This is a genomic window from Microcystis ichthyoblabe FBCC-A1114, from assembly GCF_050500245.1.
GTDB lineage: Bacteria > Cyanobacteriota > Cyanobacteriia > Cyanobacteriales > Microcystaceae > Microcystis > Microcystis ichthyoblabe_A.
Genome location: NZ_CP191408.1, coordinates 1,621,720 through 1,648,302 on the forward strand (window position 1 = coordinate 1,621,720; position 26,583 = coordinate 1,648,302).

24 protein-coding genes and 1 pseudogene are annotated in these 26,583 nt (G+C 42.1%); 8 read left to right on the plus strand and 17 right to left on the minus strand.

Translation table 11 applies throughout. The features are described from left to right. The first annotated feature begins 198 nt into the window (after positions 1-198). On the plus strand, positions 199-555 hold the full coding sequence (locus ACQY1Y_RS07890) for a 4a-hydroxytetrahydrobiopterin dehydratase (RefSeq protein ID WP_004162302.1): 357 nt from the start codon (positions 199-201) through the stop codon (positions 553-555). Between the two features lie 13 nt (positions 556-568). Here ACQY1Y_RS07890 and ACQY1Y_RS07895 read toward each other — a convergent pair whose 3' ends face one another. The 14 genes and pseudogenes from ACQY1Y_RS07895 to ACQY1Y_RS07960 all read right to left on the minus strand — a co-directional run bounded on the left by ACQY1Y_RS07895 (position 569) and on the right by ACQY1Y_RS07960 (position 13,694). Then, positions 569-1,156, minus strand: coding sequence for a prepilin-type cleavage/methylation domain-containing protein (locus ACQY1Y_RS07895; protein ID WP_430014319.1), 588 nt, complete (start codon positions 1,154-1,156; stop codon positions 569-571). A 225-nt stretch (positions 1,157-1,381) separates the two neighbouring features. Then, complete coding sequence (locus ACQY1Y_RS07900; protein ID WP_430014320.1) at positions 1,382-1,855, minus strand: tRNA (cytidine(34)-2'-O)-methyltransferase; 474 nt, start codon at positions 1,853-1,855, stop codon at positions 1,382-1,384. A 167-nt stretch (positions 1,856-2,022) separates the two neighbouring features. Further along, positions 2,023-2,364: a hypothetical protein gene (locus ACQY1Y_RS07905; protein ID WP_103111406.1), complete on the minus strand. Its 342-nt coding sequence runs from the start codon at positions 2,362-2,364 to the stop codon at positions 2,023-2,025. Positions 2,365-2,736: 372 nt separating this feature from the next. Further along, positions 2,737-3,780, minus strand: coding sequence for a DNA cytosine methyltransferase (locus tag ACQY1Y_RS07910; protein WP_430014321.1), 1,044 nt, complete (start codon positions 3,778-3,780; stop codon positions 2,737-2,739). Between the two features lie 155 nt (positions 3,781-3,935). Next, entirely contained in the window at positions 3,936-5,597 is a 1,662-nt protein-coding gene (locus ACQY1Y_RS07915; RefSeq protein ID WP_430014322.1) for an NAD(P)H-quinone oxidoreductase subunit 4, read from the minus strand. Between the two features lie 124 nt (positions 5,598-5,721). Then, on the minus strand, positions 5,722-6,423 hold the full coding sequence (locus ACQY1Y_RS07920; RefSeq protein ID WP_130757844.1) for an ABC transporter ATP-binding protein: 702 nt from the start codon (positions 6,421-6,423) through the stop codon (positions 5,722-5,724). 61 nt (positions 6,424-6,484) lie between these two features. Continuing rightward, positions 6,485-7,222, minus strand: a complete 738-nt coding sequence (locus ACQY1Y_RS07925; protein WP_042791113.1) for a septal ring lytic transglycosylase RlpA family protein — start codon at positions 7,220-7,222, stop codon at positions 6,485-6,487. A 756-nt stretch (positions 7,223-7,978) separates the two neighbouring features. Beyond that, a complete protein-coding gene (locus ACQY1Y_RS07930) occupies positions 7,979-8,188 on the minus strand; it encodes a hypothetical protein (RefSeq protein WP_036397425.1) in 210 nt (69 codons plus the stop codon). Positions 8,189-8,359: 171 nt separating this feature from the next. Next, on the minus strand, positions 8,360-8,692 hold the full coding sequence (locus tag ACQY1Y_RS07935) for a DUF5615 family PIN-like protein (RefSeq protein ID WP_149978137.1): 333 nt from the start codon (positions 8,690-8,692) through the stop codon (positions 8,360-8,362). Then, complete coding sequence (locus ACQY1Y_RS07940; protein ID WP_002745983.1) at positions 8,689-8,913, minus strand: DUF433 domain-containing protein; 225 nt, start codon at positions 8,911-8,913, stop codon at positions 8,689-8,691. Before ACQY1Y_RS07940 ends, ACQY1Y_RS07935 begins: the two co-directional genes overlap by 4 nt. Before the next feature lie 246 nt (positions 8,914-9,159). Then, positions 9,160-9,462 carry a DUF1257 domain-containing protein gene (locus ACQY1Y_RS07945; RefSeq protein WP_272103472.1) on the minus strand — a complete coding sequence of 101 codons (303 nt, stop codon included), beginning with the start codon at positions 9,460-9,462 and terminating at the stop codon, positions 9,160-9,162. A gap of 1,581 nt (positions 9,463-11,043) precedes the next feature. Further along, positions 11,044-12,327, minus strand: a pseudogene (locus ACQY1Y_RS07950) (NACHT domain-containing protein); the annotation flags it as partial. 61 nt (positions 12,328-12,388) lie between these two features. Next, positions 12,389-12,820: a DUF29 domain-containing protein gene (locus ACQY1Y_RS07955; protein WP_287234464.1), complete on the minus strand. Its 432-nt coding sequence runs from the start codon at positions 12,818-12,820 to the stop codon at positions 12,389-12,391. A gap of 166 nt (positions 12,821-12,986) precedes the next feature. After that, the gene (locus ACQY1Y_RS07960; RefSeq protein WP_430014323.1) at positions 12,987-13,694 is read right to left on the minus strand and encodes a phosphate ABC transporter permease; all 708 of its coding nucleotides are present in this window, start codon (positions 13,692-13,694) and stop codon (positions 12,987-12,989) included. Positions 13,695-14,065: 371 nt separating this feature from the next. On the opposite strand from ACQY1Y_RS07960, the gene ACQY1Y_RS07965 reads away from it, so the two are divergent. The 5 genes from ACQY1Y_RS07965 to corA all read left to right on the plus strand — a co-directional run bounded on the left by ACQY1Y_RS07965 (position 14,066) and on the right by corA (position 20,378). Next, positions 14,066-14,794, plus strand: coding sequence for a Uma2 family endonuclease (locus tag ACQY1Y_RS07965; protein WP_430014324.1), 729 nt, complete (start codon positions 14,066-14,068; stop codon positions 14,792-14,794). Beyond that, a complete protein-coding gene (gene cobJ, locus ACQY1Y_RS07970) occupies positions 14,791-16,236 on the plus strand; it encodes a precorrin-3B C(17)-methyltransferase (RefSeq protein ID WP_430014325.1) in 1,446 nt (481 codons plus the stop codon). Before ACQY1Y_RS07965 ends, cobJ begins: the two co-directional genes overlap by 4 nt. Positions 16,237-16,317: 81 nt before the next feature. Further along, on the plus strand, positions 16,318-17,433 hold the full coding sequence (locus tag ACQY1Y_RS07975; protein ID WP_430014326.1) for a universal stress protein: 1,116 nt from the start codon (positions 16,318-16,320) through the stop codon (positions 17,431-17,433). A gap of 415 nt (positions 17,434-17,848) precedes the next feature. Beyond that, the gene (locus ACQY1Y_RS07980; RefSeq protein ID WP_004162342.1) at positions 17,849-19,126 is read left to right on the plus strand and encodes a recombinase family protein; all 1,278 of its coding nucleotides are present in this window, start codon (positions 17,849-17,851) and stop codon (positions 19,124-19,126) included. Between the two features lie 91 nt (positions 19,127-19,217). Further along, positions 19,218-20,378 carry a magnesium/cobalt transporter CorA gene (gene corA, locus ACQY1Y_RS07985; protein ID WP_002755845.1) on the plus strand — a complete coding sequence of 387 codons (1,161 nt, stop codon included), beginning with the start codon at positions 19,218-19,220 and terminating at the stop codon, positions 20,376-20,378. 59 nt (positions 20,379-20,437) lie between these two features. Here the strand turns inward: corA and ACQY1Y_RS07990 are convergent, their stop codons facing one another. Beyond that, a complete protein-coding gene (locus ACQY1Y_RS07990) occupies positions 20,438-20,614 on the minus strand; it encodes a hypothetical protein (RefSeq protein ID WP_002739752.1) in 177 nt (58 codons plus the stop codon). Positions 20,615-21,608: 994 nt separating this feature from the next. On the opposite strand from ACQY1Y_RS07990, the gene ffh reads away from it, so the two are divergent. Next, entirely contained in the window at positions 21,609-23,045 is a 1,437-nt protein-coding gene (gene ffh / locus ACQY1Y_RS07995; protein ID WP_271936380.1) for a signal recognition particle protein, read from the plus strand. 3 nt (positions 23,046-23,048) lie between these two features. On the opposite strand, the gene thiL is transcribed toward ffh, so the two are convergent. Then, complete coding sequence (gene thiL / locus ACQY1Y_RS08000; protein ID WP_430014327.1) at positions 23,049-24,017, minus strand: thiamine-phosphate kinase; 969 nt, start codon at positions 24,015-24,017, stop codon at positions 23,049-23,051. A gap of 252 nt (positions 24,018-24,269) precedes the next feature. Next, positions 24,270-24,941, minus strand: coding sequence for an MBL fold metallo-hydrolase (locus ACQY1Y_RS08005; protein ID WP_287234449.1), 672 nt, complete (start codon positions 24,939-24,941; stop codon positions 24,270-24,272). Between the two features lie 104 nt (positions 24,942-25,045). On the opposite strand from ACQY1Y_RS08005, the gene ACQY1Y_RS08010 reads away from it, so the two are divergent. After that, positions 25,046-26,530 carry a site-2 protease family protein gene (locus ACQY1Y_RS08010; protein ID WP_430014328.1) on the plus strand — a complete coding sequence of 495 codons (1,485 nt, stop codon included), beginning with the start codon at positions 25,046-25,048 and terminating at the stop codon, positions 26,528-26,530. Positions 26,531-26,583: the final 53 nt, after the last annotated feature.

The following is a 26,583-nucleotide window of genomic DNA, read 5'->3' on the forward strand; positions in this document are numbered from 1 at the left end:
GTAATCCCAGACGGACTGAAAACCGTTTAAGTTTCCCCCCAGAAAGGCTATCAGTCAGGATTCTAGATTTTTGAGCCTGGCTCTCTCGATATTTTGGTGTAATGTGTTTCTTAATGTTGGATTTTATGTTAGATTTTGGGCTTATGCTCTCCCGATCGATCACTTTTTCTGCTCACCACAACTACGGGAGCGTCTTCAATGTTGAAGCAATTCTTAGCAATAGCGATCGCTTTCATGATTGGGTTAACTGGGGAATTAGTCCTCTCTTTACCCGCTACTCGTTTATCTGATCGAGAAATCTCCCAACAATTACAGACTATCCCGGGCTGGCAGTTACGAGATCAACGGATTGAAAAAACTTTTAAATTTAACAATTTTATCGAAGCGATCGCTTTTGTTAATCGTTTAGTTACTCCGGCTGAATCCCTAGGCCATCATCCTGATATTACTATCAATTACAATCGCGTCACTCTTTCCCTCACTACCCATGACGTGGGAGGTTTGAGTAACTTAGATTTTGATTTAGCTCAACAAATTGATCGCCTGATTCCCTAGTTTTAAATCAGCTTTAACCCACACATCTATTATCTTTGCGAATATCCCAACTACCATCAACACGGAATAAAAATAAACAGCGTTTGTCGGGTGTACCGGAAGCAACTAAAGTAATTCTGCCCAACTGTCCCCAAGAACCTCCTAAACCCCCCCTTGTATCGGCCCAACTAGCGCGATAAATTTTACCTTGATTACCCACAGGTCCACTAACTCGGCGTAGGGTAGAATTATCAGTATCGATGCTAACACCGCGAGTGATGGGAGTCCAATCGGTGACATTTTCACATTTGTCCCCTTGCACTTTTGCCACTTTAATCTGTTGGGTTTCATTTTCTGCCATGCACAAAGATAGGGGATCAGAACCTTCTCCCGTGGCTTGATAACGGGTATGTTTCCAATGTTGTGATATTTCAAAGGTGGCGATATTTAAGCGAATCCAAGCCATTAAACGATGATAAACAGAAAGGGCAATGGTTAAGAGAATTCCTAATAAAATTAGGGTAACTAACATCTCGACTTGAGTTAAGCCAGAGGTGGATTTTTGCCGATTAAAAAGCTGTAGATTGCCAAAATGTTTTCGAGAAAGGTCGAAGATATTCATGAGCCTCATCTTGCCTTTTTATTTTCAATAAATTATGTAATTAACAAGGAGCAACAATTAATTTGCTCTAGGATAATCCACATAATTTCTTGCTGTTATTACGGACAAAATTGACTGCGATCTCTATTTTTCCTGATATGGTCAAAAATGAGCTAAATAAAAGCAATTTTCTGATTTTTTGCTCAATTTAGTTTATTTGCTCTGTTTATATAGCCAAATATCCCGCTAACGAATAAATCCCAATTGTCGTCTGGCCTCAAATAATCCGATCGCCACACTAACGGAAAGATTTAAACTTCTCACCCCCGGTTCTGCCATGGGAATATAAACCGTGTCATCGCACTTATTTAATAAATCTGCTGGAATACCGTCGGTTTCACTGCCAAAAAGTAGCCAATCTCCGCTTTGATAGCTGTATTCCACATAACTGCTGCTGCCGCGCACGGTAAACCCGATCGCCCTTCCGCCGCTCTTTTGTTGATATGCACAGAAATCATCTATTGTCAAGTGGTACATGAGTTTTACATGGGGCCAATAATCTAAGCCGGCCCGCTTCAGATAGCGATCGCTAATTTCAAAACCCAAGGGACCTACTAAATGCAATTCTGTCCGCGTTGCGGCGCAAGTACGGGCAATATTACCCGTATTTGGCGGAATTTGCGGATTGATTAAAACCACTCGTAAAATCGCTTCAGTCATCATTAATCAGTAATCAGTTATCGGTTATCGGTTATCAGTTCACTGTTCACGGCAAAAAACCCCCCACCTCTCAATTCATAATTCATAATTTAAATTTATAATTCCCACTTCCCATCTCCCTTGGGTGAGGACTAACTATACTGGATTTTGCCCCACCCTACTCAAACTTATTTTAAATTGGTATAACTATCCATACTCAACGGGACTAAATCGCCATGGATGGTCAAACCTAACAACATTGTTGCATTAGCGGGGATTAAATTGCCTGTAAGAGCGCAAATCTCATTTTTTCTAGCTGTAGCGTTAAATACTGCCCTTATATCACCAGCACAAAACTGAGGTCGATAATCTCCTGATTTCTGCTGAACGAAATTCCATAGGACATCACGAATGAGTGCTTGATAACCTTGATTGCCAGAAATCTCTTTCAGCTTGTCTTTGAGGACTCTTTCCAGACGAATGCTGGTGACTTCCATCTCGGTAGTGGTGGTGCGTGTGATTGTCCGCATAATTTTTTCTCCCGAATACTAAACCTATTAGTGTTACAAGTGTAGTATAAGCAAGATACCTTTAACAAGCACAACCGACGAAACCATCACCTCTGTTGCTCTTTTATTGTTACCTCATGGCTATTTTTCCCATTTTTGAACTCTGGAAAATTAATTATGCAACAAGTCCACTGTTATACTAAATCCGTTGAGTATGGGCTATGTATGAGAACAGGCAATAGGCAATAGGCAATAGGGAGAATAAATAATCAGTTTTTAATAACCAGATTTAGTATTAATCCAGTTAGAGTTGAGCCTAAACAGCCAACGCATCATTCCAATAATAACTATTCTTGATATACCCAAACCCCTAGAAAAAATTGTTATTGTTCCTCAGATTGACAATAGTTCTAATTGTTTTCCCTGTAGGTCTCTAACCCTGATATTTTCTTGAGAATTTCTGGATAAATCTAAAGCTTTAATCACCTCTTTTGCCACTGCTTTTACCACGGGAATAGCCACAGAATTGCCGAACTGTTTATAAGCTTGGACATCGCTAACAACAATCTGAAAACTATCGGGAAATCCCTGTAATCTTGCCCATTCCCTGGGGGTCATTCTGCGGACGAATAATTTATTTACCTCTCCCTTAATGCGAGTAACCGGAGTAAAATTAGTCAGTCTTTGATCGATAACTAAATTTCTTTCTTTTCCCATACCTCCCACCACAATAGCATTAGCGATCCCATCGGGAGAAATAATCTCATAACCGAACCCATTACCTTTATTTTGGTGTCTGGCCCTGTGTTTAAACAAGGTTTCTAAATACTGATTAGAGAGATAATATTTAACGCTGACTTCCTTTTCTTCTAGAATATCTTTGAGACAAGTTTCTTGATGGGTTGGTTGAGGATAGGAAAAATGGTAAATATTTAAATCTTCTCGAAAACCGACGATAAAAATTCGGGGACGGTTTTGAGGAACCCCAAAATATCTGGCATTTAAAATCTGGGGACTAGGGACAAAATAATGCAAATCCTTTTCTAATATATCTAAAATAGTTTTTAAAGTTTTACCTCGATCATGATGGACTAAACCCTGGACATTTTCTAAGATAAAAGCTTTCGGTTTCTTTTCGTGTAATATCCGGGCAACTTCAAAAAATAAGGTTCCGCGTGCATCTTCAAAACCGTGTTTTCTGCCGGCGATACTAAACGCTTGACAGGGAAAACCGCCGCACAGTATGTCATGATCGGGGACAGTTTTTGCCTCTAAGTTTCTGATGTCTTGATTATCGGGTAAATGACCATAGTTAGCCAAGTAAACCTTTTGGGAGTGAGGATCGATTTCCGAGGAAAAAACGCATTGACAACCGAGATTCTCTAGAGCGATTCTAAATCCTCCTATACCGGCAAATAAATCAATAAAAGTCCACATATTTTATCTATTCTAAGCTTTTGTTTTGATCCCAGAGACGATATTAAACTGGCTATCTTAGATTTTAGTATAAATGCTCGCATCTTTTTCCTCGCCAAAAAAATCAGGAGCAGAATTTCCACTCCTGATAACCTATTCACTTTAGACTTGCCAATTTATTGGAATATACTGGCAACTTTGGCGCTCACGTCCGGTTGAGTTTCAGCGTAGATATTTTGACGAGTAGCGGCGATTTCTGTGTAAGCTTGACGCACTTCCGAGTTAACTGCCACCGTTTTCACATCGTAGATACGGGTAGCCAGTTGGGGATAGAAACCGATAGCGACAATCAAAGCGAGGAAAGAGACAGCGATAAAGATTTCTCTGGGTTTAGCGTCAATATATTCTGATTCGTCAGGAAGGACACAGCTAGTACCAAAACAAACTGCTTGTTCGTTGCTTTTGTTGGGGGTAATGTTAGTAATATCGCAGGAAGAACCATCTCCGTAGAAAACTTGACGAAGCATGGAGAGTAGATAAATCGGGGTGAGGATTAAACCAACGGAAGCGAGGAAGACAGTCACAACCCGGAAGGTTTGGCTATAAACGTCACTGCTAGTGACACCGATAAACACAGTAATTTCACTGGCAAAACCGCTCATTCCGGGTAACGCTAGGGAAGCCATGGCGCCGGCAGTAAAGAGAGCGAAGACTTTCGGCATCGCTTGAGCAATCCCACCCATCTCGTTTAAAGCTAAGGTATGGGTGCGGTCGTAGGTGACACCAGCAAGGAAGAATAAGACGGCGGCAATTAAACCATGGGAGAGCATTTGTAACATAGCGCCGCTAATACCCACATCGGTAAAGGAAGCAATCCCTAAAAGGACGAATCCCATGTGTGAAACCGAGGAATAAGCGAGACGGCGTTTCATGTTTTGTTGACCGAAGGAAGCGAAAGCACCGTAGATAATATTAACGACACCGAGAATCGCTAGAATCGGAGCAAAGTAGATATGTGCATCGGGTAGAAGCCCCATATTAAGACGGATTAAACCATAACCACCCATTTTGAGGAGAACACCAGCGAGAATCATCGATACAGGTGCAGAAGCTTCACCGTGAGCATCGGGGAGCCAAGTATGCAGGGGGAAGATAGCGAGTTTGACCCCGAAAGCGATTAATAAACCAGCGTAAAGGACTAATTCTAAAGCGAGGGGATAATCTTTAAATCCTAATTCCGCCATGTCAAAGGTCATCGTACCACCACCGTAAAGGGCCATGGCTAGACCAGCAACGAGGATGAAGATAGAAGCGGCGGCGGTGTAGAGTAAGAATTTAGTGGCGGCATAACGACGTTTTTGGCCACCCCAGATGGAAACGAGTAGATAAACGGGAATTAACTCGATTTCCCACATTAAAAAGAATAATAATAAGTCTTGGGCGACGAAAACACCAATCTGAGCGGCGTAGAGCAACAGCATCAGGAAGTAGAACAAACGGGGTTTACGGTCCACTTGCCATGCGGCCAAGATAGAAAGGGTTGTCACCAATCCTGCTAATAAAACTAACGGTGCCGAGATACCATCCACCGACACCGCCCAACTTAAACCAATTTGGGGAACCCAATCGATTTTTTCTACTAATTGTAGGTTGGGGTTGCTTAAATCATATTTTTGTAAAAAGACGTAACACATTAATATAAAGTCTGCTAGTCCGACTCCAAGAGCAAACCAACGAACGGTTTTTCCTTCCTTGTCGGGGATTACAGGGATTAGGAAGGAGGAAAGCAAGGGGAGCAAAATGATGGCAGTGAGCCAGGGGAAGTTAGCCGTTAGCATGGCAGTAAGAAAAAATACCTATTTCGTTATGTGTTCATTTTATGCGACTTTGTAAAATTTTGTGAATATTTTTTCTCCTACCTTTACCATAGAATTTTATCTATAGTTGGCGTATCATCATCGATTAACCCAAATAGGCCTGTTTGACCCGCTCATCCCTGAGTAAATCCCCGGCTTTTCCCGCGATAGTCAAGCGTCCCGCTTCCAAAACATAGCCGCGATTGGCAGTTTCTAGGGCTAAATTGGCGTTTTGTTCCACTAACAGGATAGTTACTCCCGATTCATTTAATTTACGGATAATACTGAAGATTTCTCGCACTATCTGCGGCGCTAGTCCTAAACTGGGTTCGTCTAGTAACAATAACTTGGGACGACTCATTAAAGCTCTGGCGATCGCAAGCATCTGCTGTTCCCCACCGCTTAGGGTTCCCGCTAACTGCTCTCGGCGCTCCGATAGTCGGGGAAACAGTTGCCACTGCTCTTCGATATCGCTTTTTACTCCTAGGCGATCGCTCCTCGTATAGGCACCTAACTGCAAATTTGTCAAGACTGTTTGACGAGCTAAGATTCTTCTACCTTCCGGACTATGGGCAATTCCCCGTTTAACGATTTCATGGGGCGGTAAATGGGTAATATCTTGACCCTGATAAATTATTCGCCCGGTCTTTGCCGTTAAAAGCCGAGATATCGTCTTTAGAGTCGTCGTTTTTCCTGCTCCGTTCGCTCCAATGAGGGTGACAATTTCCCCCGTTTCTACCCTTAAGCTGACCTGCTGTAATGCCTTTATTCCGCCATAATTAACCGATAAATCGTTAATTTCTAACATAAACCCCGTCAAATCCCAATAGGATCACTATAGCAGTGATCACTGCCATAGTGATCACTGATTATCTGCCTAAAACTTCCAAGACCACTGGGGCAACTCCCGACTGGAAGACACCGATAATCGCTGCCGCACCTCTGGAGAGGTCGATGACGCGACCACCAGTAAACGGACCGCGATCGTTAATTCTGACCACCACCGAGCGCCCATTACGCAGATTAGTTACCCTAACCCTAGTGCCGAAAGGTAGATAGCGATGAGCGGCAGTTAAACCACCAGAGTTAAAAGTCTCACCACTAGCGGTGCGACGACCGTGGAAACCAGGACCATACCAAGAGGCCATTCCCCGTTTACGGGGGCGACTGCTGGTTTTTGTCCCCTGGGTTGTTTTTGGCTTCTCTGCTGGTGTCACTGAGGCAGGATTGCTGGCCGGGGCCGGTTTGACTTGATTGGGTTGTGATTGGGGTTGTATGGTCGAAGGAATGGCCTCTTGGGTGCGGGGTGTAACGCTTGCCGGGACGGTATTTTCTTTGTCCACTAGGGACTCCAAAGTTTTTAGAATTTCGTTAGCATTATCTTGAACCGAACGTGATACTTTAATATCTGAATCGAATGTTCGACTATTAGAAAAAGCGGACAGAACGGTTTGAGTAGTTGACTCGATAACAGTTTGACGACCTACGCTAATATTCGTCAAGCTGTTGCTGTGTCCTGCTGTCTGGGAACAAATTATCGAGGCTGTAGTCCCCACTACGGTAAGGGCGGTTACAGCTTGTAGTTTGTTGATCAGTTGTTTATTCATAGACCTTCTTATTGTGCGTTAGCAAGTTCCCAATGCAAAGCTGAAGGAATTTGCTAACATTCCTTTTTGCTTGCAAAGCTAACTTGGTTGCGTTCTGTTCAACCCTATCACGGAAAATTGGTTGGTCATTACGAGAATTTATATCGTTATCGGGCAAGAGAATCAAAAATTTAAATAAAGGGTTGACTTGCGCTAAGAACCAAGTTAAGATGGGAAGTTTTTAATTTTTTGTCTCCTAGAGGGGGTCAAGGTTAGGAAAACTTGGGGAATTAGTGAAATTTCGAAAGGTAATAACGCTAGTATTGACAAGGCTTTCAAGGATTATCAGCCCCCCCCGATTTCCCTCTATAGCTGCAGATAATGGTTAATAAAACTGTTTTCTTCGCTACAAAAAACCAGATTTTTAATATCAATGTTAAATCGGACTAAGGATCAAAGATTAAAAATTATAATAGGGGCTTGACAAGGAACTAAAAATAAGGTGTTATTAGCCAAACTTAACAACGTAATCAGAAATGCTGATACAGGCTAATAATAAATCCTGTTTAAAAGGGATAGGGAAGTGGGGAAGTGGGGAAGTGGGGAGTATTTTGCTGTGAACAGTGAACTGAAAACCCGCATCTGAATACTGAATACTCACTCCTAACCCCACGAAACGCTTTTTCGGCAAACCCTATATATATAGATGGCCGATGTCCGAACGGGTGTGGGGTGTAGGGAAAGAAACCTCTTTCATCTGTGGGGGTGAAAATTTTTTCATCGGGACTGACTGGAAAGAGGGTGTAGGGTGTAGGGAAAGAAACCTCTTTCATCTGTGGGGGTGAAAATTTTTTCGTTGGGACTGACTGGAAAGAGGGTGTAGGGTGTAGGGTGTGGGGTGTAGGGAAAGAAACCTCTTTCATCTGTGGTGGTGAAAATTTTTTCATCGGGACTGACTCCTAACCCCACGAAAAGCTTTTTCGGCAAACCCTATCTAATGTGTGTTGGGTTTCCTTGGGTCAATCCAGTGAGAAAATTAATCGTAGTAACGCACCAATTTAATGACAAAGTTGGTGCGTGGGGTGCAGATTATTGATTTTGGTTTTTTAACAGAATTAGTAACCGCAAACACGCACCCTACAAGATCAGCGATCACACTCAACTTAATATCAACAGACTTTCTGTTTCACTATCAAAAAATTCAACAATAATTAAAAAATAAACTCTTAAAATTTCGATAATCTTTGCAGTGGGACTATTGCCAATACGAAGATAGATAAATTTGGGTGGATGACCATATAATAGACTGCGCTGATGAAAATCGGCATCTTTAGAGACAATTACAAAATCGTTGAATTTGGCAAATTCCCAGATAAGTGCATCATCAGTATTGATCAGTCCTAAAGTCTTGACGTGCTGGGAATCAGAATATAAATCAATTATTTTATCAATAATCCGATCTGACAAATTTTCATCTAATAACAGTTTCATAAAGAGGTGATAAATAATTTTTTCTCTCGATCAGCAGCAAAAGCCAAACAAGCTTTGATATCCTCGGAAGTTAATTCTGAAAAATCCTCAAGAATTTCTGCTTCTGTCATTCCTGCTGCTAAATATTCTAGAATATCGTACACAGTTATACGCATTCCTCGAATGCAGGGTTTTCCGCTTCGTTTTCCAGGTTCAATGGTAATAATGTTTTGGTAACTCATAATGCTTTAACTATTTTTACCTTCCCAATTATATCTTATTCGATGACAGAGATCGCACTCCACCCCACCGACAAGAACGATCACCCTTCAACTTCGTACCACTCTTAGGGTGTGAAGTGCGAAAGCATAATGCACCAATTTAATAATAAATTTGCTGCGTCGGGTGCGGATTATTGATTTTGGTTTTTCATCAGAATTAGTAGCCGCAAACACGCACCCTACAAGATTAGTAGATTAGCGATTGCGCTAATTTAAACCTCTCTCTTTAATTTCTTTAAGGGTTTTATTAACAGCATATTTTGCATTGATACTATTAATCAATTCAGTTTGACTATGTTTTTTAGCAACTCCCCATAAATCAGCAATTAAGTCAAAACTTCCGTCGGTATTACGACTCCAACCTAGATCATAATCTCCCTCTAGCACAGCAACAATATCTGCTCTAACTCTTTGACCGTTAGAACCACGAACATCTGCTTCACGTTTAACTATTATTCCTAAATCCTGCAAAGATTTTACTAAAATTTCAGGATCAGTTATTTTAGTTATTAAAGTAGAAAAATAACCGCCAGCGCCTCTTTTGTTCTGACTATCCCACTCCCTTTTGTTCTGACTATATTGATCAGGGTTTCTCCAATCTCTGGAATTATTATACTCAAGAAGTTGCTTAAAATCTTCTTTGATTTTATCATCTACATCCTTTCTAGCTAATATCGTTTCAATAATTGCTCCTATTTCCGAGTCAATTGTTATTTTACCTAATGCTCTACGAAGTTCAATAATTTCCCTTTCACCCTTATTAATTAGTTGTTGAATAATGGGTAAAGTTTGCGGATTATCTCGCCAATGGGTTGCTAAAGCTTCAATTGCTTTTGATTGACCCTTGTTAGCTTGTTGTTGAATAATGGATAAAGTTTGAGGGTGATCTCGCCAATAGGTTACTAAAGCTTCAATTGCTTTTGATTTACCCCTATTAGCAAGTTCTTGAATTTTAGATAATGCCACTGGGTATAGTTGAGCAATTTGAACCAATGCGTCGATAATAGGTTGTTGTCGCCAACTGGTTGCTGCAGATTGAGCTATTTTTTGAAGCATATTCCATCCGTTGGGATCACCTTGCCAATTTTTTACAACACAAGAAATACTTTTGTCTCTGTTTTTCTCCCTTTGTCCCCACCGGTTTCCAGTATCATATTTTTTATAATAACTTATATCTTTATCATAAAGCCTTTCTAGTTGATTTAACAATCGCTGACTTAGTTCAACATAAATAGACTGGTTTCGCAATTCTCCATAACAATCTGCTGCCAAAAAAAGATGAGCAAATCCCTGATCTTTTTCCTCTATATCAATGAGATAACTAATTAATTCTTCAGCAATTTCTTTAGGAAATTCTGCACTTAGCATCCCCATCAATAAACATAAAACTTCTTTCCAAACAGGATCTGAATAATGTTCTCCAAATACTTTGGTTTTCAATTCCTCAAGAGTAATTCCGTCTGGGAATCCTCGGTTTTTAAATCTTTCATAAAACTCGCAAGCACAAAAGTATTCTAAAAAAGTTCGATGAACAAAAGCAAAAGCATTGCCACCTAAAGAACAAAGAATAAAATTACGATAGCGCAGTTGTTTGATAATTAAATCAGTCAGATCACTGGCATCTCGTTTGTTAATTCCTGTTTTTTCAAGATATTGAGTCAAAATATTTTCTAATTCTTCCTTATAGATTAAATTAGCATCTAACCCTTTTTCTCCTGCTTGCATGGCACTTGCGACTAAACGCAGAATGTCCCTTTTATCTCTTAGATCAATATTGTAAAGATATTTTTTCAGTTCAGGATCAATTAATCCTTCCTTGGTTTCAAAATCCCATTGATGTAATAACACCTCTGACGCTTTTTCATAAAGTTTTGAGCGATCTCTTGGTAATTCTTGAGTTCGGTTCAGAATAGCCATCATCGTTAATAATAAAGGATTTCCTGCTAATTGCCGAATCGCTTTTGACTCCTTAATTGCCTTTTGTAAACGTTCTTGTTTTTGGGTTTTATCATCTCGATTTTCAAAAGCTAAATCATGCCAACGTTGAATAAAATCTTCAATCTGATCTTTATCTAAATCTTGGATCATAAAATGTTCAAAACCAGCATGATTTAATTCTTCTGCTTTATATCCTAACCAGCGAGAAGTTACTATAATCTGCACTTGAAGATATTGAATACTAAAACGTTTGATATCCGTGACAATTTCTTCTCTTAATTGAGGATTAAAAACTTCATCTAAGCCATCAAAAAGCACAACAACTTGACCCTTTTTAAGCTTATCATCTAAAGCAAGTTGATTGAGATGACAAATCAGATTACCTTGATGGAAAAATTCTAGAATATTCTTACACTTTTTTTCATTCTTATCTCTGGCATAAATACGCAATTCTATCAAAAGAGGAAGGGGAAGCAAAACACGCTGACTGAGTTCTTTTTCAGCCCAATTTAAAGCTAAATACTGCAATAAACTCGATTTTCCCGCCCCCGGATCGCCTAAAATTACAGTTCGTCGGTATTCAGAAGAATTGACAATATCCAAAACAGGATCTAATTTTTCATTCAGATATTCTCGCCGTTTTCGTTCTAGTTCTGCTTGTATTTGTTCTAACTCCGCTTGAGTAATTTCTCCCCTATCTACAAGTTCCTGCAGCACTTCTTTAGGTAATTCATAAAGTTGAGGAATAAACTGTTTACATCGTCTCACATTTTGCGGCACAAACATTCTCCAGAGTTTGATTTGCTCATAAGTCGTTGTGTCTAAACACTCTAATTTAAGATGGCCATATTCCTTTTTTAAGCCTTCCGCATAGTTATCTAAATTGTAATCTGTTTTAACTCCTGCTATTTCTTGAATATTTTGGCTATCTTTATTCTGTAACTTAACTAAAAAAACGGCTCTTAGCTTTTCAGAATTTTCAATAATTTCCTGAGTTTTTCTCAAATAAAATTTACCGAGTTTTTCCCAGTTAAATTCAGCAGGTAACGGCGATCAATTAAGTCTTTGCCAAGATTGAGCTAACGTCAAAGTATCAAGAACTTGACAATCAATATCAAAAGCATCCCCTAAAATAGGTTCAACTTGTTCATCTTTAATAAAAGTATTGAGGGGTTTTTCAAAGTTTTTAATTTGATCATCCTCCAGATCGGCCATTTCTAACTGTTGCTGAAAGAGTGCTAAAAACTCCTTCATTGCTTTTCCATAAGCTTTTTTTTGAACATCTTTTTCAAGTAAGTGTGACACTTTACCTAGACTGTTTTTAAAAAATTCCTTTCCGTAATCTTTTGCACCCTCTTTTGCCAACTCTTGCATTACTGAAAGAACAAGCGAACCTGCGGCTTGAGTAACCTCCCAGACAATTAACCAGTCAACCATGGCGATAAACTTAAGATTCTGTGGATACTATCTAAGCTTACCAACTTTAATCGTTTTTCGTCTATCGTTCCGACAAATGAAGAGAACGATTTAAAATATCCTCAATACCGTAGGGACAAACTGGGGGAAACTCTAATCCCGTCTCTCTAAAGGCATCGCAACAAGCAACAGCATAGAGTTTAAATAGGCTTTCATCGGTTAAATATCGCTTTAAACTGGGGCTATCGTCCAAATAAAGCCTAATATTAGCTCTTTCTTGTTGAATAGTTCCCAACCAACCCCTGGATCGCCGTTGAGGTTGATAGTCCCACTTTAATAAATGATGCAAAATTAATCTGAGACTAGCGAGTAAGCGATCGCGCTCCCGTTTCGACAAATCCCGCACCTCTTCGACTAAATTCTCAATATCCAACTCGGAAAACCGACCGGAAGCTAATAAATCGGCCATTTGTTCGGCCCAAAGTCCAAAGTCTTGCTCATAGGATGCCGTCATCGATTTATCTCCTTCTAAGCTCAATTAACATTATATTAAACCTCTTGCATAATTAATTTTTGATGGTTCAAAAACAGCAAAAACAAGGATTAAATTACCCAAAATCTGTAAATTATGATTAATTGATGACCAGGAAACTGGTATCTTTTCAAAGATCGCCGAACCATTAACGGGTTTTGCGTCTTCGGATGACATTATTAGAATAACGAGAAGGTTTTGGCCGGGGTTCTTTTCCCCCTCCCAATTCGCGACTAACTTGCTGGAAAATATCCCGTCGCAGCACAGGATATTCCCCTATCCACTGGTCGAGTTGGGGAAGATGGACATCAGAAAGCTGATTGATATCCCCTAAATCGGGGTCTCGAGACATTAACAAAGCTTCGGCCACCATCCCGGGACGGATCGATTTATGGATGCGTTTGAGGGGAGCGCGAACGATCGCCGAAAAACCAGTTTGATCACCGATTTCTAGATTAATACAGCGTTGGCGATTTTCGATAATCTCTAATTCCCCGCGTTTATTGACCCTTTCTTCTTCCCCGATTAATTCCTCGGTTACAAAAGCATCGAAAACGCGACCGCGCCAAAATCCCCCGTAGGGAAGACGACGATAGGTACTATTGCGAACACTGGCCCAGTAAACCGGACCCCAGAGCCAATATAAACCGGCGATAATGTCGAAAATCAGTTTAATTGTTAAACCACCCGGGCCGAATAAATTACCGATTAACCAAGCTGCGGTGAGAGCGATGATAGAAATGAATAAACGGCGCAGAAAATCAGACCATTTACCCCAATAGTGAGCGTACTGGGGACCTGTGGCGATAATCGGGACAATTTGCTCGATCGATTGACGGGTAAGGGGAACCAACATTATCAGTTATCGATTATCAGTTATTAGTTATAGTGTGCCTAATTGACTCGTGAATGGGTAGGCTCTAGAAGAGGACGTTTACATTTCATTTAGGTGCGCTATATCAGTTATGACAGCATTTCTCATAACTAGATGAAGTGTAACCTAATTTGGTATCGACTACCGACTTCCCAAAAGGAAAATTTTGTACCTCATCACTAAGATAAATGGTATAGTTTTGAGTAATTGTCTATCTGTTGGTCGCCATTCATTCCATCGCTAAAAGCTCAGGACTTCCGGGAAAATTTCAGTTAAAAATTAAATCCTTTAAGAAGTCCGATGAAACAATCTATAATAAAATCAATGCTGTTTTGTTCCCAAAGACTGCCACCATGACTTCTTCTCCGGTTAAATCCTTAACTTCTCAGATTGTAACCACTCAACATTTACCCCCGTTAGAAAATGGGGATCGCTTAATTCGTCCTGAATTCGAGCGCCGTTATCAAGCTATGCCAGGATTAAAAAAAGCCGAACTGATCGAAGGAGTTGTATATATGGCATCCCCATTAAGGTTTAAATTTCATGCTGAACCCCACGGACGTTTAATCACTTGGTTGGGAGTTTATCAAGCTGCTACACCCCAAGTACAAATGGGTATTGAGCCAACAGTCCGCTTGGATATCGACAACGAACTACAGCCGGATGGGGTGTTATTAATCAGCCAAGAAAGCGGTGGAAAATCAACCCTAACTGTAGAGGGATACCTAGAAGGAGCGCCGGAATTAGTGGTAGAAATTGCCGCTAGTAGTGCCGCCATAGATTTAGGGGATAAAAAACGTGCTTATCGGCGCAGTGGCATTCAAGAATATCTTATTTGGCAGGTATTTGATCAAAAAATTGATTGGTTTAGTTTAGAAAATGGCGATTATATTTCTTTGTTACCCAACCAAGAAGGAGTGATTTGCTCTCTAGTATTTCCGGGTTTGTGGTTAGATATTTCAGCCATGCTCAACGGCAATATGTCACGGGTGTTAGACATCTTAAAAGCTGGAATTAACTCGGTAGAACATCAAGAATTTATCCAAAAGTTAACCGCAGCGCAGTCGGGGGAAGCCAAATGAAACCTCCAGCTATTCTGATTTTAGGAGAAACCAGTATCCCCGTGGCTCGTCAAGTGCAAATGGTCCTACCGGAAGCAGTGGTTTATGGGTTAATAGATCGTACCCATTCGGCTGATTTTACCTATACTAATTTTGGCGAAACGGTGCGAGAATTTTTCCAGACGGGAACGCCAATTATTGGCATTTGTGCGGTGGGTATTTTAATTCGCACTTTAGCACCTTTATTAACTAATAAATGGCAAGAACCGCCTGTATTAGCAATCGCAGAAGATGGCAGCGCCGTAGTGCCTTTGTTGGGGGGTTTACAAGGGGTTAATGATCTCGCTCGTCAAATTGCCTCGGTTTGGCAAATTTCCCCCGCAATTACCACCACTGGTGATATTAGATTTAAAACGACTTTATTATCGCCACCCCCGGGTTATCAGTTAGTTAATCCCGATGATGCTAAGAAGTTTTTGTCCGATTTATTGGCGGGTGAAAAAGTAAAATTAATCGGTGAAGCGGACTGGTTAAAAAATAGTAATTTACCAATTTCATCAGCAGCAAAATTGAGCATTGAGATTATAGATAAAAATAACTTAAACTTGGCAAAACCTAGCAGTAACTGTTTAGTTTATCTGTATGAGGAAAGCCAGCAAATTAAGGAAAAATCCAGTTTGTCCCCAGGGGATTTTGCCCAGGAAAGTCAAGGTAAATTAGCCATAGTCGGAACCGGCCCTGGTGCGCTAAATTGGATGTCGCCGGAAGTTCGAGAAGTGTTGGAAAAAGCCACGGATTGGGTGGGTTATAAAACCTATTTGGATTTGGTAGAATTCCTGAAAAAACCAGAAATTGTCCGCCATGAATCGGATAATCGGGTGGAACTCGATCGCGCAGAAATAGCCCTAGATTTAGCGGCTAAGGGGCGATCGGTTGTCTTAGTTTCCTCCGGAGATCCCGGAATTTATGCCATGGCCGCGGCCGTGTTTGAGGTATTAGAAAAAAAAGCAAAACCGGCATGGCAGCAGGTGGCCATTCAGGTCTGTCCGGGGATTTCGGCCATGCAAGCGGCGGCTGCTAGGGTTGGCGCACCTTTAGGCCATGATTTTTGTGCGATTTCCCTATCGGATATTCTCAAATCTTGGCAGGTGATTTCTCAGCGTATTGAGTTAGCGGCCCGGGCCGATTTAGCGATCGCATTTTATAATCCTGTGTCTCAAGAGCGCACTTGGCAATTGGAGAAGGCAAAAGAGATTTTATTACAATGGCGATCGCCGCAAACTCCCGTGGTACTAGCGCGTAATTTAGGGCGAAAAGGGGAAACAGTGACGGTGAAATTCCTAGAGGATATGACTATTAAAGATGCGGATATGCGGACTATAATTTTGGTCGGATCGAGTAAAACTCGCCTTATTGGGCAAGGTAAAACAAAACAATGGGTTTATACTCCACGTCACTATTAAAAGGATTAATGATACTCAATCCCCCCGGCTACGATCGAATTATCTTAATCTGTAAGGTAAGTTGCCAAAAAGGAGACAATTGTGCGACGGGGAAGACATAAAATTTTTATCGGGATGGCCCCTGGAGTCGGGAAAACCTACAAAATGCTGGAGGAGGGACATAGCCTCAGAAAGCAGGGAACCGACGTGGTGATTGGACTTCTCGAAACCCACGGCAGAAAAGAGACCGCCGAAAAAGCCGAGGGATTGGAAATCGTACCAAGAAAAATCCTAGAGAAAGAGGGATTCACTCTCTCGGAAATGGATACGGAAGCGATTATCGCCCGCTCGCCGCAGCTGTGTCTGATTGATGAATTGGCCCACACGAATGTACCCGGTTCGGAGCGAGAGAAACGCTTTCAGGACGTAGAGATAATTTTGTCCCGGGGAATCGATGTTTACTCGACCGTGAATATCCAGCATATCGAGAGTTTAAACGATCTGGTTGCTAGGATCACCGGGGTGGTGGTGCGGGAGAGAATACCCGATCGAATTTTGGAGGAAGCTGATGAAGTGATCGTGGTAGATGTCACCGCCGAAACCCTAGAGGAAAGATTATTAGCAGGAAAAATCTACGCTCCGGAAAAGATCCAACCATCTTTAAATAATTTCTTTCAACGGCGTAATTTAATCGCCCTACGGGAACTCGCCCTGCGCGAAGTGGCCGATACAGTAGAAGAAGAAGCGAGTAATTCGACATTTATCGGTCAATCCTGTCCCGTTCACGAACGGGTATTAGTTTGTGTTTCCACCTATCCCAACTCTTTACGATTATTACGTCGAGGAGCGCGGGTAGCAGGGTATATGAACGCGGAATTTTTCGTGATTTTCGTCGATAACCCCGATCGCTTTCTCACCAGAGAGGAGGCTTTACATATCGAAACCTGCCAACGTTTATGTGGGGAATTCGAGGGCAAATTCTTACGGGTTAAAAGCTATCAGGTGGCGGCAGCGATCGCAGAGGTAGCCGAGCGGGAACGAATCACCCAGATTGTAATTGGGGAGAGCCGTCAATCGCGCTGGAAGCATTTCATCAAAGGTTCTTTCACCCAAAAACTTATGCGCCTGATCTGGCAGAAAAATATCGATCTTCACATCATCGCCACCGATCCAAAAGTACCAGTTAAAGACGCGCGAGGCAAGGGGGTGAAAAGATAACCACCGCTCTGCTATTTACCAGCGAAGTGGTGAAAGAATTTTCCTTCTAAGTATCTAAGCAAAATTAATTACACATCTAAGCCACTACTCCGTGAGACTTCTGCTGATGTGAGCAAACAGAGAACTGAAAACTCAAATCCGATCCCTAATAGCTGTCTCCCGTCTCGGAGTCTCCTGTCTCGGAGTCTCCTGTCTCGACTAGGAAATTAATTTGGCACGACTACTTACTAACAACAGGTTTCAAGATTTTAAGTCCCACTACTTATAAGCTGTTGACTATCTAAATTATTGGTTAAGACTGTCTATGATCGGTGAGAAGGAGGCTGGGTCGAGGCAGTTCGATCATTTGTACTAAACTTTTCAGGACGCGGTTTAAATATAGTACAGTTTATCTATAGGAGGATTTCGGCAAAACATGAAAATTATCGCCTACACCTATACTAACCCCCTGATCGATAGTCCTCCCGATGCCTCGATTTGGGACTATTCTCCCGAACAAGTGTATCAAGATTTTGGCGATCGCTCACAGCGGCAGCAACTACTCTGCGATTGTCAAGGGACTCCCCCCCGACTGCTGATCCTGCATCGCCTAGCAGAATTAGGAGACAATGGCACGGAAGTTAGCAAAATTTTACAATCCTTAGAAGCCCTCGACATAGATATAATTGCCCTGGAAGACCCAGATTATAAGCTGAATTTTGCCAAGATTCTGCAAGAAATATCAAAAAACGAACTAAGTAATCGTTTAAAAGCAGGTCACGCTCGCAATCGTCTGCAAGCTTTACCTCCCCCCGGAAAAGCACCCTACGGTTATCGTCGTGGCAAGGAGCGTTATATACTCGATCGCAGTACCGCGCCAGTAGTCAAAGACTTTTTTGATCGCTTTTTGATTTCCGCTTCCCTGCGTTCCACGGTGCGCTATCTAGAAAAACGCTACGGTAAAAAGATATCGGTAGCTACTGCCCATAAATGGCTGACTAATCCCGTTTATCGCGGTGATTTGTGCTATCTCGGTCAAGATATTATCCCCGATACCCACACCCCGATTATCTCCCGGGAAGAAGCAGCCCAGATCGATCGCATCCTGAGAAATAATCGCAAATTACCCCCCCGCAGTGCCAGCGCCCCGCGTTCCTTAGCGGGTTTAGTCGTCTGTAGTCAATGTCAATCGGGGATGACGATTACCAAAGTGACGGCGCGAGGAAAGGGTCTAGAATACCTCTATTTGCGACCTTTGCAATGTCCCCGGACAAAAAAATGTTCGGCGATCGCTTATGAGAAAATTCTCGATAGCACAATCGAGCGCATTTGTCAAGACCTACCACCGACGATCGCTCAGATATCTTTACCGGATTTAGAGGGGATCAAACGGGGAATGAGCGAGGAAATAGGGCAAAAAAACGATATTTTGTCGCAATTGCCCTCCCTAGAAGCGGCGGGAATTTTAGATCAAGAAACGGCTAATCTACGGGCCTATAAACTGAAAAACGAGATCGCGCAGATTCAAGGACGTTTAGACCAATTACCCCCCGATAACCTGACTATTATCGCTCGTGCCGTTGCTTTTCCGCAATTTTGGCGAGATTTATCGGAAATAGAGCGCCGTTTTTATTTTCGTGAGTTTATCCGTCGCATCGAAATCGAGAGGGAAACGGCTAATAATTGGCATTTACGTTTAATCTTCGTTTTTTAAGAGTCTGGGACAATCTTAAAGTTAGCTAAAAATTGAGGAATGTTTGAGCGATCAATGCTAAGAAAAAGGCAAACAGCGATCGATCTCAACTATGAGCAATAACAAAAGATTAACTAGGTATAAAAAAGGGCGAAAATCCTCCCAGACAAAACCCCACCTTTACGATTATCACTATAATCAACCCGGGACGATGCCGGGGTTAATCACCATCGATGAAAATGCCGTTGCTACCGAGATATTTTTAGTTAATTATAACTCCCAACAAGCCACTAGAGTTAATAATCTTTTACCTCAAGACTGTCTTAAATATTTATCCAATGATTCCATCTCTTGGATTGATATCGTCGGTTTGGGTAATGAAGATAAACTGCAAGAGTTGGGGGAAATTTTTCATTTGCATCCCTTAACCCTTGAGGATATAGTCAGTATTCCCCAAAGACCAAAAGTGGAAGAATGCGATAATTATCTTTTAATTATAGTGCCAATGGCCATCCTGACCGATCATCAGAGTTTTTTGTTAGAACAAATCAGTTTAATAGTCGGGAAGAATTATGTTTTAACCGTGCAGGAAGAAGGACAATACGATTCTTTGGAAGGAGTTAGGGAAAGAATCCGTTTAAATAAAGGTTCCATCCGGCAGCAAAAATCGGGTTATTTAGCCTATGCGATTTGGGATGCAATTATTGACGGTTATTTTCCTGTTTTAGAGTCCTACGGAGAAAGAATCGAGGAGTTAGAAAACGAAATTTTAGCTAGTCCCACGGAACAAATTTTATCAAAAATCTACCAACTACGTCAGGAATTACTCTCCCTGCGACGAGCAATTTGGCCGCAAAGGGACACCCTCAATGCGCTTTTACGCGATGAGTATATTGTCATCGATACAACCATTAAACCCTATCTAAGAGACTGTTATGACCATGTAGTACAAATCCTCGATGTTATCGAAAATTACCGGGAATTTGCCAATGGTTTAATGGATTTTTACCTGTCTTCCGTGAGTAATAAAATGAACGAGATTATGAAAACTTTAACGGTAATCTCGACGATTTTTATCCCGCTCACCTTCATTGTCGGTATTTATGGCATGAACTTTGATACTGATAAATCCCCCTATAATATGCCCGAATTAGAATGGTATTGGGGCTATGTGTTCGTCTGGGTGTTGATGCTAACCGTTGCTTTCAGTTTAATCATTTTCTTTTGGCGACGCGGCTGGTTTAAGAACCTATCGACAGGGAAGAAAAGATAAACTGTTAAGCAGATTAGGCGGATTCTATGGCATTGCTGGCATCTAGCAAGAGAAAATGGCTATTGCAGAGAAATCAATAATTTAGTGTCTGCGGTATTTTTTAACACTTTCAGTTGATGGCTTCTAATTTTGTCCAACCAACTATAGTGCTGGTTACGACATTGATAGACGATATCGATGTCACCAATCTCTGACTTAATCTGAGCCAAGTAGTTTTCTAGTTCGCTAATTTTCATAACCTATCTCGCTTGCGCTGAAGGACATCAACCCTAAACCAAGAATTATCCCTAAAGGATAGGGGTGACTACAGTTACTATTATAGGCCGATCATAATTCTTAAAAAAGTTCTGATCTAACAAAATTGGCTAATGTCAGGGTTAGATGATAAGCTGCCTGCGAATTTAAATTGCTTGTTGAGATGAGGCACTCTCGCACTCTTGGAAAAGGCAACAGTAAAAGGATTGGGGAGAGAGATGGCTCTCTTGGATTTGGTGGGTAAAATGTATTCTAAGATACAGCCCTGCTGGCGCGGGAGTGGAAGAAACCACTCCAGACACAGAGGACACAAAGATCGATCCTATGTAAGTTAAACTTATCACACAGAACTTAGAAGAGCCCCCAGCTTCGATAATTAATTCGGATATTAGAACTCTTGCAAATTAATTATATGTTATGATTATAGGCTAACTAATTTTTTGGGAAAATTAGTTAATAGGTACATTTGTCATAAATAAAAACCTGAAGTTTTACTTTTAACTCAAAACTCTTGAGATATGCTTTAATTTGGTTATCAAAACCTCTTTATTTAAGCGGCACAAACTATCTCAATTTTTATAATTGAGAATAATTATGGCTCTTCTGAGTTTGGTATGCTTCTCGGCGGTTTATTAGGAGCTTAAAGGATTGAAACACCTTCCAGATAAGTCTTTTGTGTTTTTTCCAGAGCTAAATTGAATTAATCCTTTGCCGGATAGGGTTTCCAGCTAATCAGATGAACCTTTCAGCTTCTACAAACAGTTCACTGACGACCTGGAATTTAAGGCCCTGCTCCTCGGTTTTCTCTTGAATCGATTCCTGCAGCGATCGAATACTTCCGAAGCTAAGACAGACTCAGTTTAACATTCGATCGAACTTTGCCGCCGATCCCCGACCAATGACAGGATAAGAACGGGGGTCTTCCCCCGACATTTGAGATAAAATCGATCTAGTTAAAAATTTAATTCCGAAACTATGTTCGACGCACTGGCCGACCGCTTAGAAGACGCATGGAAAAAATTACGAGGTCAAGATAAAATCTCCTCGGCCAATATACAAGAAACCCTCAAAGAAGTCCGGCGGGCTTTATTAGAAGCAGATGTTAACCTACAGGTAGTCAAGGGATTTATTGCTGAGGTCGAGAAACAAGCCCTCGGTGCTGAAGTTATTTCCGGAGTCAATCCCGGCCAGCAATTTATCAAAATTGTCTATGATGAATTGGTCAAAATTATGGGGGAAAGTAACGTTCCCCTAGCTCAGGCCGATAAACCCCCCACCGTAATTTTAATGGCCGGGTTGCAAGGGACGGGAAAAACCACCGCCACCGCCAAATTAGCCCTATATCTCCGCAAACAGTCCAAAAGCTGCCTGATGGTGGCTACCGATGTTTACCGTCCGGCGGCCATTGACCAATTAATCACCCTCGGTAAACAGATAAATGTTCCCGTCTTCGAGATGGGTTCTCAGGCTAATCCCGTCGATATCGCCCGTCAAGGTGTGGAAAAAGCCAAAGAATTGGGCGTAGATACGGTTATCATCGACACCGCCGGTCGTTTGCAGATAGACACCCAGATGATGGGCGAACTAGCACAAATCAAGAAAATTGTCAACCCCGACGACACTTTATTAGTGGTGGATGCCATGACTGGTCAGGAAGCGGCCAATCTCACCCACACTTTTCACCAACAAATCGGCATCACGGGGGCAATTCTCACCAAACTTGATGGCGATACTCGCGGTGGGGCAGCCCTATCAGTGCGGCAAATATCGGGACAACCGATTAAATTTGTTGGGGTTGGCGAAAAAGTCGAAGCTTTAGAGCCATTTTATCCCGATCGCCTTGCCAGTCGCATCCTCAATATGGGTGATGTCCTGACGCTAGTGGAAAAAGCTCAGGAACAGTTAGACCTAGAAGACGCGGCCAAAATGCAGGCCAAGATTTTAGAGGCTAAGTTTGATTTTAATGACTTCCTCAAACAGATGCGGCTGTTAAAAAATATGGGTTCCCTGGGGGGAGTCCTCAAGTTAATCCCCGGTCTGGGCAAACTGAGCGGGACAGACATCGAAAAGGGCGAAAAAGAGTTAAAACGCACGGAAGCGATGATTAATTCCATGACCACGGAGGAACGCGCTAACCCCGATTTATTGGCTAAGTCTCCTAATCGTCGTCGTCGCATTGCCAAGGGTTCGGGACATCCAGAAACAGAAGTTAGCAAACTAATTGCTAATTTCACCAGAATGCGAACGATGATGCAACAGATGGGACGGGGACAAATGCCCGCTATGCCGGGGATGCCCGGGATGGGTGGCGGAATGTTTGGGGGTGGCAATCAACCGGGGTTCCGCGGTCAAGGTGGCAGCCAGAAAAAACCGAAGAAAATCAAGAAAAAGAAAGGTTTTGGCGATTTATAGAGGCTAAAAATGTTGAAATCCAGAGCTTAAACTGAGGTTTCTACCGTCGGCTAATTTTATCTCTCTCCCGGGGACGATTTGACCGATTATCGCCCCCCCGGACCCCACTTTCTCCAGCAATTCTCTGGCACTGTCCGGGGGTAAACACAAAACTAACTCAAAATCTTCACCGCCGTATAAAGCCCATTCTAGAGCTTTTTCGGCTCCTACATATTCTTTCAGGGTTGGATGCAGGGGAATCCGCTCGATTTCGGCACCAACCCCACTACAGCGACAAATTTGCATGATGGCATCTGCTAACCCGTCACTGCTATCCATGCCCGCGATGGGAAATTGCTTGACAATTTTTTGTAAATGTGGTATGCAATCGAGTCTCGGTCGCGGCCGTTGATGAGCTTGGATTAATCGCTTTTTTTGGGAGGAATTTAAATTCCTCCCGGTTTCAGGGTGCAAGAGTAACTCTAATCCGGCCCGCGATAAACCGTGATAACCAGTAATAACGATACTATCGCCAACTTTTGCGTTAAAACGTCTAATTTCTTCATTTTTTGCCACTTGTCCCAGGGCAGTGATGCTGATGTTAATCTCCGTGGCCCGACAGACATCGCCACCAACGATCGCCGTCTGATATACTTGCAGACAAGAGCTAAGACCCCGATAGAGTCCTTCTAGCCAATCGATGGCTAGATCGGGAGTTAAAGCCAATCCTACCGTAATTCCCAGGGGTTCTGCCCCCATAGCCGCTAAATCGGATAAATTAGCCGCCGCCGCTCGCCAGCCCACATCTTCCGGAGAGGTGGTAATATCGCTAAAGTGGACGTTATTAACTAAAACATCAGTGGTGACGACGAGAGAGTAACCCTCTTTGATCGATAAAATCGCCCCATCATCACCGATAATCTCCGCAGGACAATATTTTTGCAGAATCGGTAGCAATCCCTGTTCACCCAAATCTTTAACGGTTAAATTCATAATTTCTGGGAATTGAACGATGCAGCTTCTAAAAAGTCTTTAGTTAAGGTTTGCGGCAAAAAGTTTTTCGTGGGGGTAGGGTGTGGGGTGTGGGGTGTAGGGTTTTATCCATTTTCAGGTGGTCAATTACCTAATTTTCAGGGAAAAAGTCCCTAAAATTTCCCCCCAATCACTCCAATGGTCGGCACTTTTTGAGGGAAAAAAAGTCTAAAAGCGTTATCCAACAAGGTTTTTAGATTTATTCAGCAGACCCTAGTTAAGAGGATTGGCGCTGATTTTTTCGTAGGCGCGATCGATAATTCCCCGACCGCGCAGAAAGCCGGTATTAGCCCCCGGACAAAGATAAGAGAGGGTTTCTGGACTAAAACGGTCTAAAATGATCTTTTGCGATCGCAATTGCCGCGGCCAGTGGAAAGTTTTCGCGGTCTGTAGGGGTTGCGGTTGACCCTTGGTGTCGGGGAGAAGATGACGACCGGTAAATAAAACCCCCCCGTGACGCTGCCAGTAGAGACAGGAGGAGCCGGGAGAATGGCCAGGAGTCCAAAAACCGCTACAAGTGGGAGATAACTGGATTTGCTGCTGAAAAACGGTAATTTGACGGTGAGGAAGCAGATAGGCTTCCTGTTCCTGTAGAATAATCTCACAATCAAGCCAACTTTGCAGAGAATCGCTCTGTTTACCCTGACCCCCGCGATGGGTAAAAAATAAGTAACGGACTCCCTTTTCTCGGAGAAAATCCCGCTCGCTCTCGTCACAGCCAGGACAATCCACCAGAATATTGCCAGTATTTTCTACAATAAGATAAGAGGTTCCCCCTAGGGTTTCCCGATTAGGCGAGAAAGCGTATAAACCTTCTAGAATTAATCGAGGGGGTTTTGTGGTTTTGCTAACCTCTAAAGGAGACGATTCGGTTTCCGATCGCATGGTTTGCCTATCCAAATCACAATCAATGCGGTTTACAATTTAGCACGATCGATGACCAGGCCGGCTGAAATTAGCCGCTTTTTATTCAAGAGAAAAGAGCCGATATGGAAATGTGGTTGTTATTAGGGATTCTTGGCGGTTTCACTTATTTTATGGTCAAGCGTAGCGTGGCCAAAATCACGACAACACCAGTTTGGTTAATTTGGTTAGTCCTGATGACTCCGGCTCTAATTTGGACCGGCTGGACGTTAATCTATGGACAGGATACCCCCATGCCGGCATTTTTGCTGATCGGCCCCTTTGTGATCTGCCCTTTTTTGTACTGGTGGTTAGTACAGAGAGGCCGGGTTACTCCCCAAGAAAGCTCCCCATCACCGCTAGAAAAAGCGAATTTAGTCCTAGAAAATATTGATAATCCTGCACCTAAAAATGATTTAAAACCGATCACTGCTGAAGAGGAAAAATCCCTACGAGATTGTTTTCCTTGGGGTGTTTATTATCTGCAAAATATCGATTATCGTCCCCAAGCAATTCTCTGTCGGGGGAAATTGCGAGCAGTTCCCGAAGAAGCTTATCAAGTGATTAAAAACAATGTGGAAAAGGTTTTTGGTGATCGCTTTTTATTGCTTTTCCAAGAAAGTTTTCAGGGACAACCTTTTTTCGCTCTTGTGGCTAATCCCTGGCAGCAAAAAACAGAAACTATAGAAACTGAAAAAGTTACTCGCCCCTTTCTTGCCCTGGGTTTATTGTTATTAACTATCTTAACCACCACAGTGGTCGGTGCGGGATTAAGTGGCATTACCGCCCAACAATTAGAAAATAATCCTAGTTTATTATTGCAAGGGTTACCCTACAGTTTGGGCTTAATTGCTATTTTAGGACTGCACGAATTCAGTCATTATTTTACAGCAGTTAAATATAAAATTAAAACTACTTTGCCCTATTTTATCCCCATTCCTTTCTTCCTCGGCACCTTCGGGGCTTTTATTCAAATGCGATCCCCTGTACCCACCCGCAAAGCTTTATTTGATGTGGCGGTGGCCGGTCCTTTGGGGGGTATAATTATCGCTATTCCTCTAATGTTTTGGGGATTGTCCCTCTCGGAAATAGTTCCCCTAACTAATCAAAGCAGTTTATTAAATTTTCAGGCCTTAAATCCGCAGTTTTCTTTTTTCTTGTCTATCGTAGCTAAACTAGCTCTCGGCAGTAATTTAATCGCAGGAAAAGCCATCCATTTACATCCTTTAGCGGTAGCTGGTTATGTGGGAATTATCGTTACAGCCCTAAATTTAATGCCCGTTGGTCAATTGGATGGTGGTCATATTGTTCACGCCATGTATGGGCAGAAAACCGCCATAATTATCGGTCAATTAACTCGATTATTCATGTTTATTTTAGCCCTAGTGCAGCCAGATTTTTTACTCTGGGCGATTATTCTTTTATTAATGCCAGTCAGCGATCAACCTGCTTTAAATGATGTCACCGAATTGGATAATAAACGAGATTTATTAGGTTTATTTTCCCTGGCTTTGTTATTAAGTATTTTGCTACCCCTTCCCGAAGCGGTGGCCCGTTGGTGGGGTATGTAAGCGACCGCATCAATCAACCTGAGTTCTGGGAAAATTATCGGTCAGTTAGGGAA

Coding starts and splice junctions, on each gene's coding strand:
- ACQY1Y_RS07915 (WP_430014322.1), bottom strand. CDS start 5,597: ATGCTAACGGCTAACTTCCCCTGGCTCACTGCCATCATTTTGCTCCCC.
- ACQY1Y_RS07920 (WP_130757844.1), bottom strand. CDS start 6,423: ATGTTAGAAATTAACGATTTATCGGTTAATTATGGCGGAATAAAGGCA.
- ACQY1Y_RS07935 (WP_149978137.1), bottom strand. CDS start 8,692: ATGAAACTGTTATTAGATGAAAATTTGTCAGATCGGATTATTGATAAA.
- ffh (WP_271936380.1), top strand. CDS start 21,609: ATGTTCGACGCACTGGCCGACCGCTTAGAAGACGCATGGAAAAAATTA.
- ACQY1Y_RS07965 (WP_430014324.1), top strand. CDS start 14,066: ATGACTTCTTCTCCGGTTAAATCCTTAACTTCTCAGATTGTAACCACT.
- ACQY1Y_RS07940 (WP_002745983.1), bottom strand. CDS start 8,913: ATGAGTTACCAAAACATTATTACCATTGAACCTGGAAAACGAAGCGGA.
- ACQY1Y_RS07905 (WP_103111406.1), bottom strand. CDS start 2,364: ATGCGGACAATCACACGCACCACCACTACCGAGATGGAAGTCACCAGC.
- ACQY1Y_RS08010 (WP_430014328.1), top strand. CDS start 25,046: ATGGAAATGTGGTTGTTATTAGGGATTCTTGGCGGTTTCACTTATTTT.
- ACQY1Y_RS07960 (WP_430014323.1), bottom strand. CDS start 13,694: ATGTTGGTTCCCCTTACCCGTCAATCGATCGAGCAAATTGTCCCGATT.
- cobJ (WP_430014325.1), top strand. CDS start 14,791: ATGAAACCTCCAGCTATTCTGATTTTAGGAGAAACCAGTATCCCCGTG.
- ACQY1Y_RS07910 (WP_430014321.1), bottom strand. CDS start 3,780: ATGTGGACTTTTATTGATTTATTTGCCGGTATAGGAGGATTTAGAATC.
- ACQY1Y_RS07925 (WP_042791113.1), bottom strand. CDS start 7,222: ATGAATAAACAACTGATCAACAAACTACAAGCTGTAACCGCCCTTACC.
- ACQY1Y_RS07895 (WP_430014319.1), bottom strand. CDS start 1,156: ATGAATATCTTCGACCTTTCTCGAAAACATTTTGGCAATCTACAGCTT.
- ACQY1Y_RS07990 (WP_002739752.1), bottom strand. CDS start 20,614: ATGAAAATTAGCGAACTAGAAAACTACTTGGCTCAGATTAAGTCAGAG.
- ACQY1Y_RS07890 (WP_004162302.1), top strand. CDS start 199: ATGTTGAAGCAATTCTTAGCAATAGCGATCGCTTTCATGATTGGGTTA.
- ACQY1Y_RS08005 (WP_287234449.1), bottom strand. CDS start 24,941: ATGCGATCGGAAACCGAATCGTCTCCTTTAGAGGTTAGCAAAACCACA.
- thiL (WP_430014327.1), bottom strand. CDS start 24,017: ATGAATTTAACCGTTAAAGATTTGGGTGAACAGGGATTGCTACCGATT.
- corA (WP_002755845.1), top strand. CDS start 19,218: ATGAGCAATAACAAAAGATTAACTAGGTATAAAAAAGGGCGAAAATCC.
- ACQY1Y_RS07980 (WP_004162342.1), top strand. CDS start 17,849: ATGAAAATTATCGCCTACACCTATACTAACCCCCTGATCGATAGTCCT.
- ACQY1Y_RS07955 (WP_287234464.1), bottom strand. CDS start 12,820: ATGACGGCATCCTATGAGCAAGACTTTGGACTTTGGGCCGAACAAATG.
- ACQY1Y_RS07900 (WP_430014320.1), bottom strand. CDS start 1,855: ATGACTGAAGCGATTTTACGAGTGGTTTTAATCAATCCGCAAATTCCG.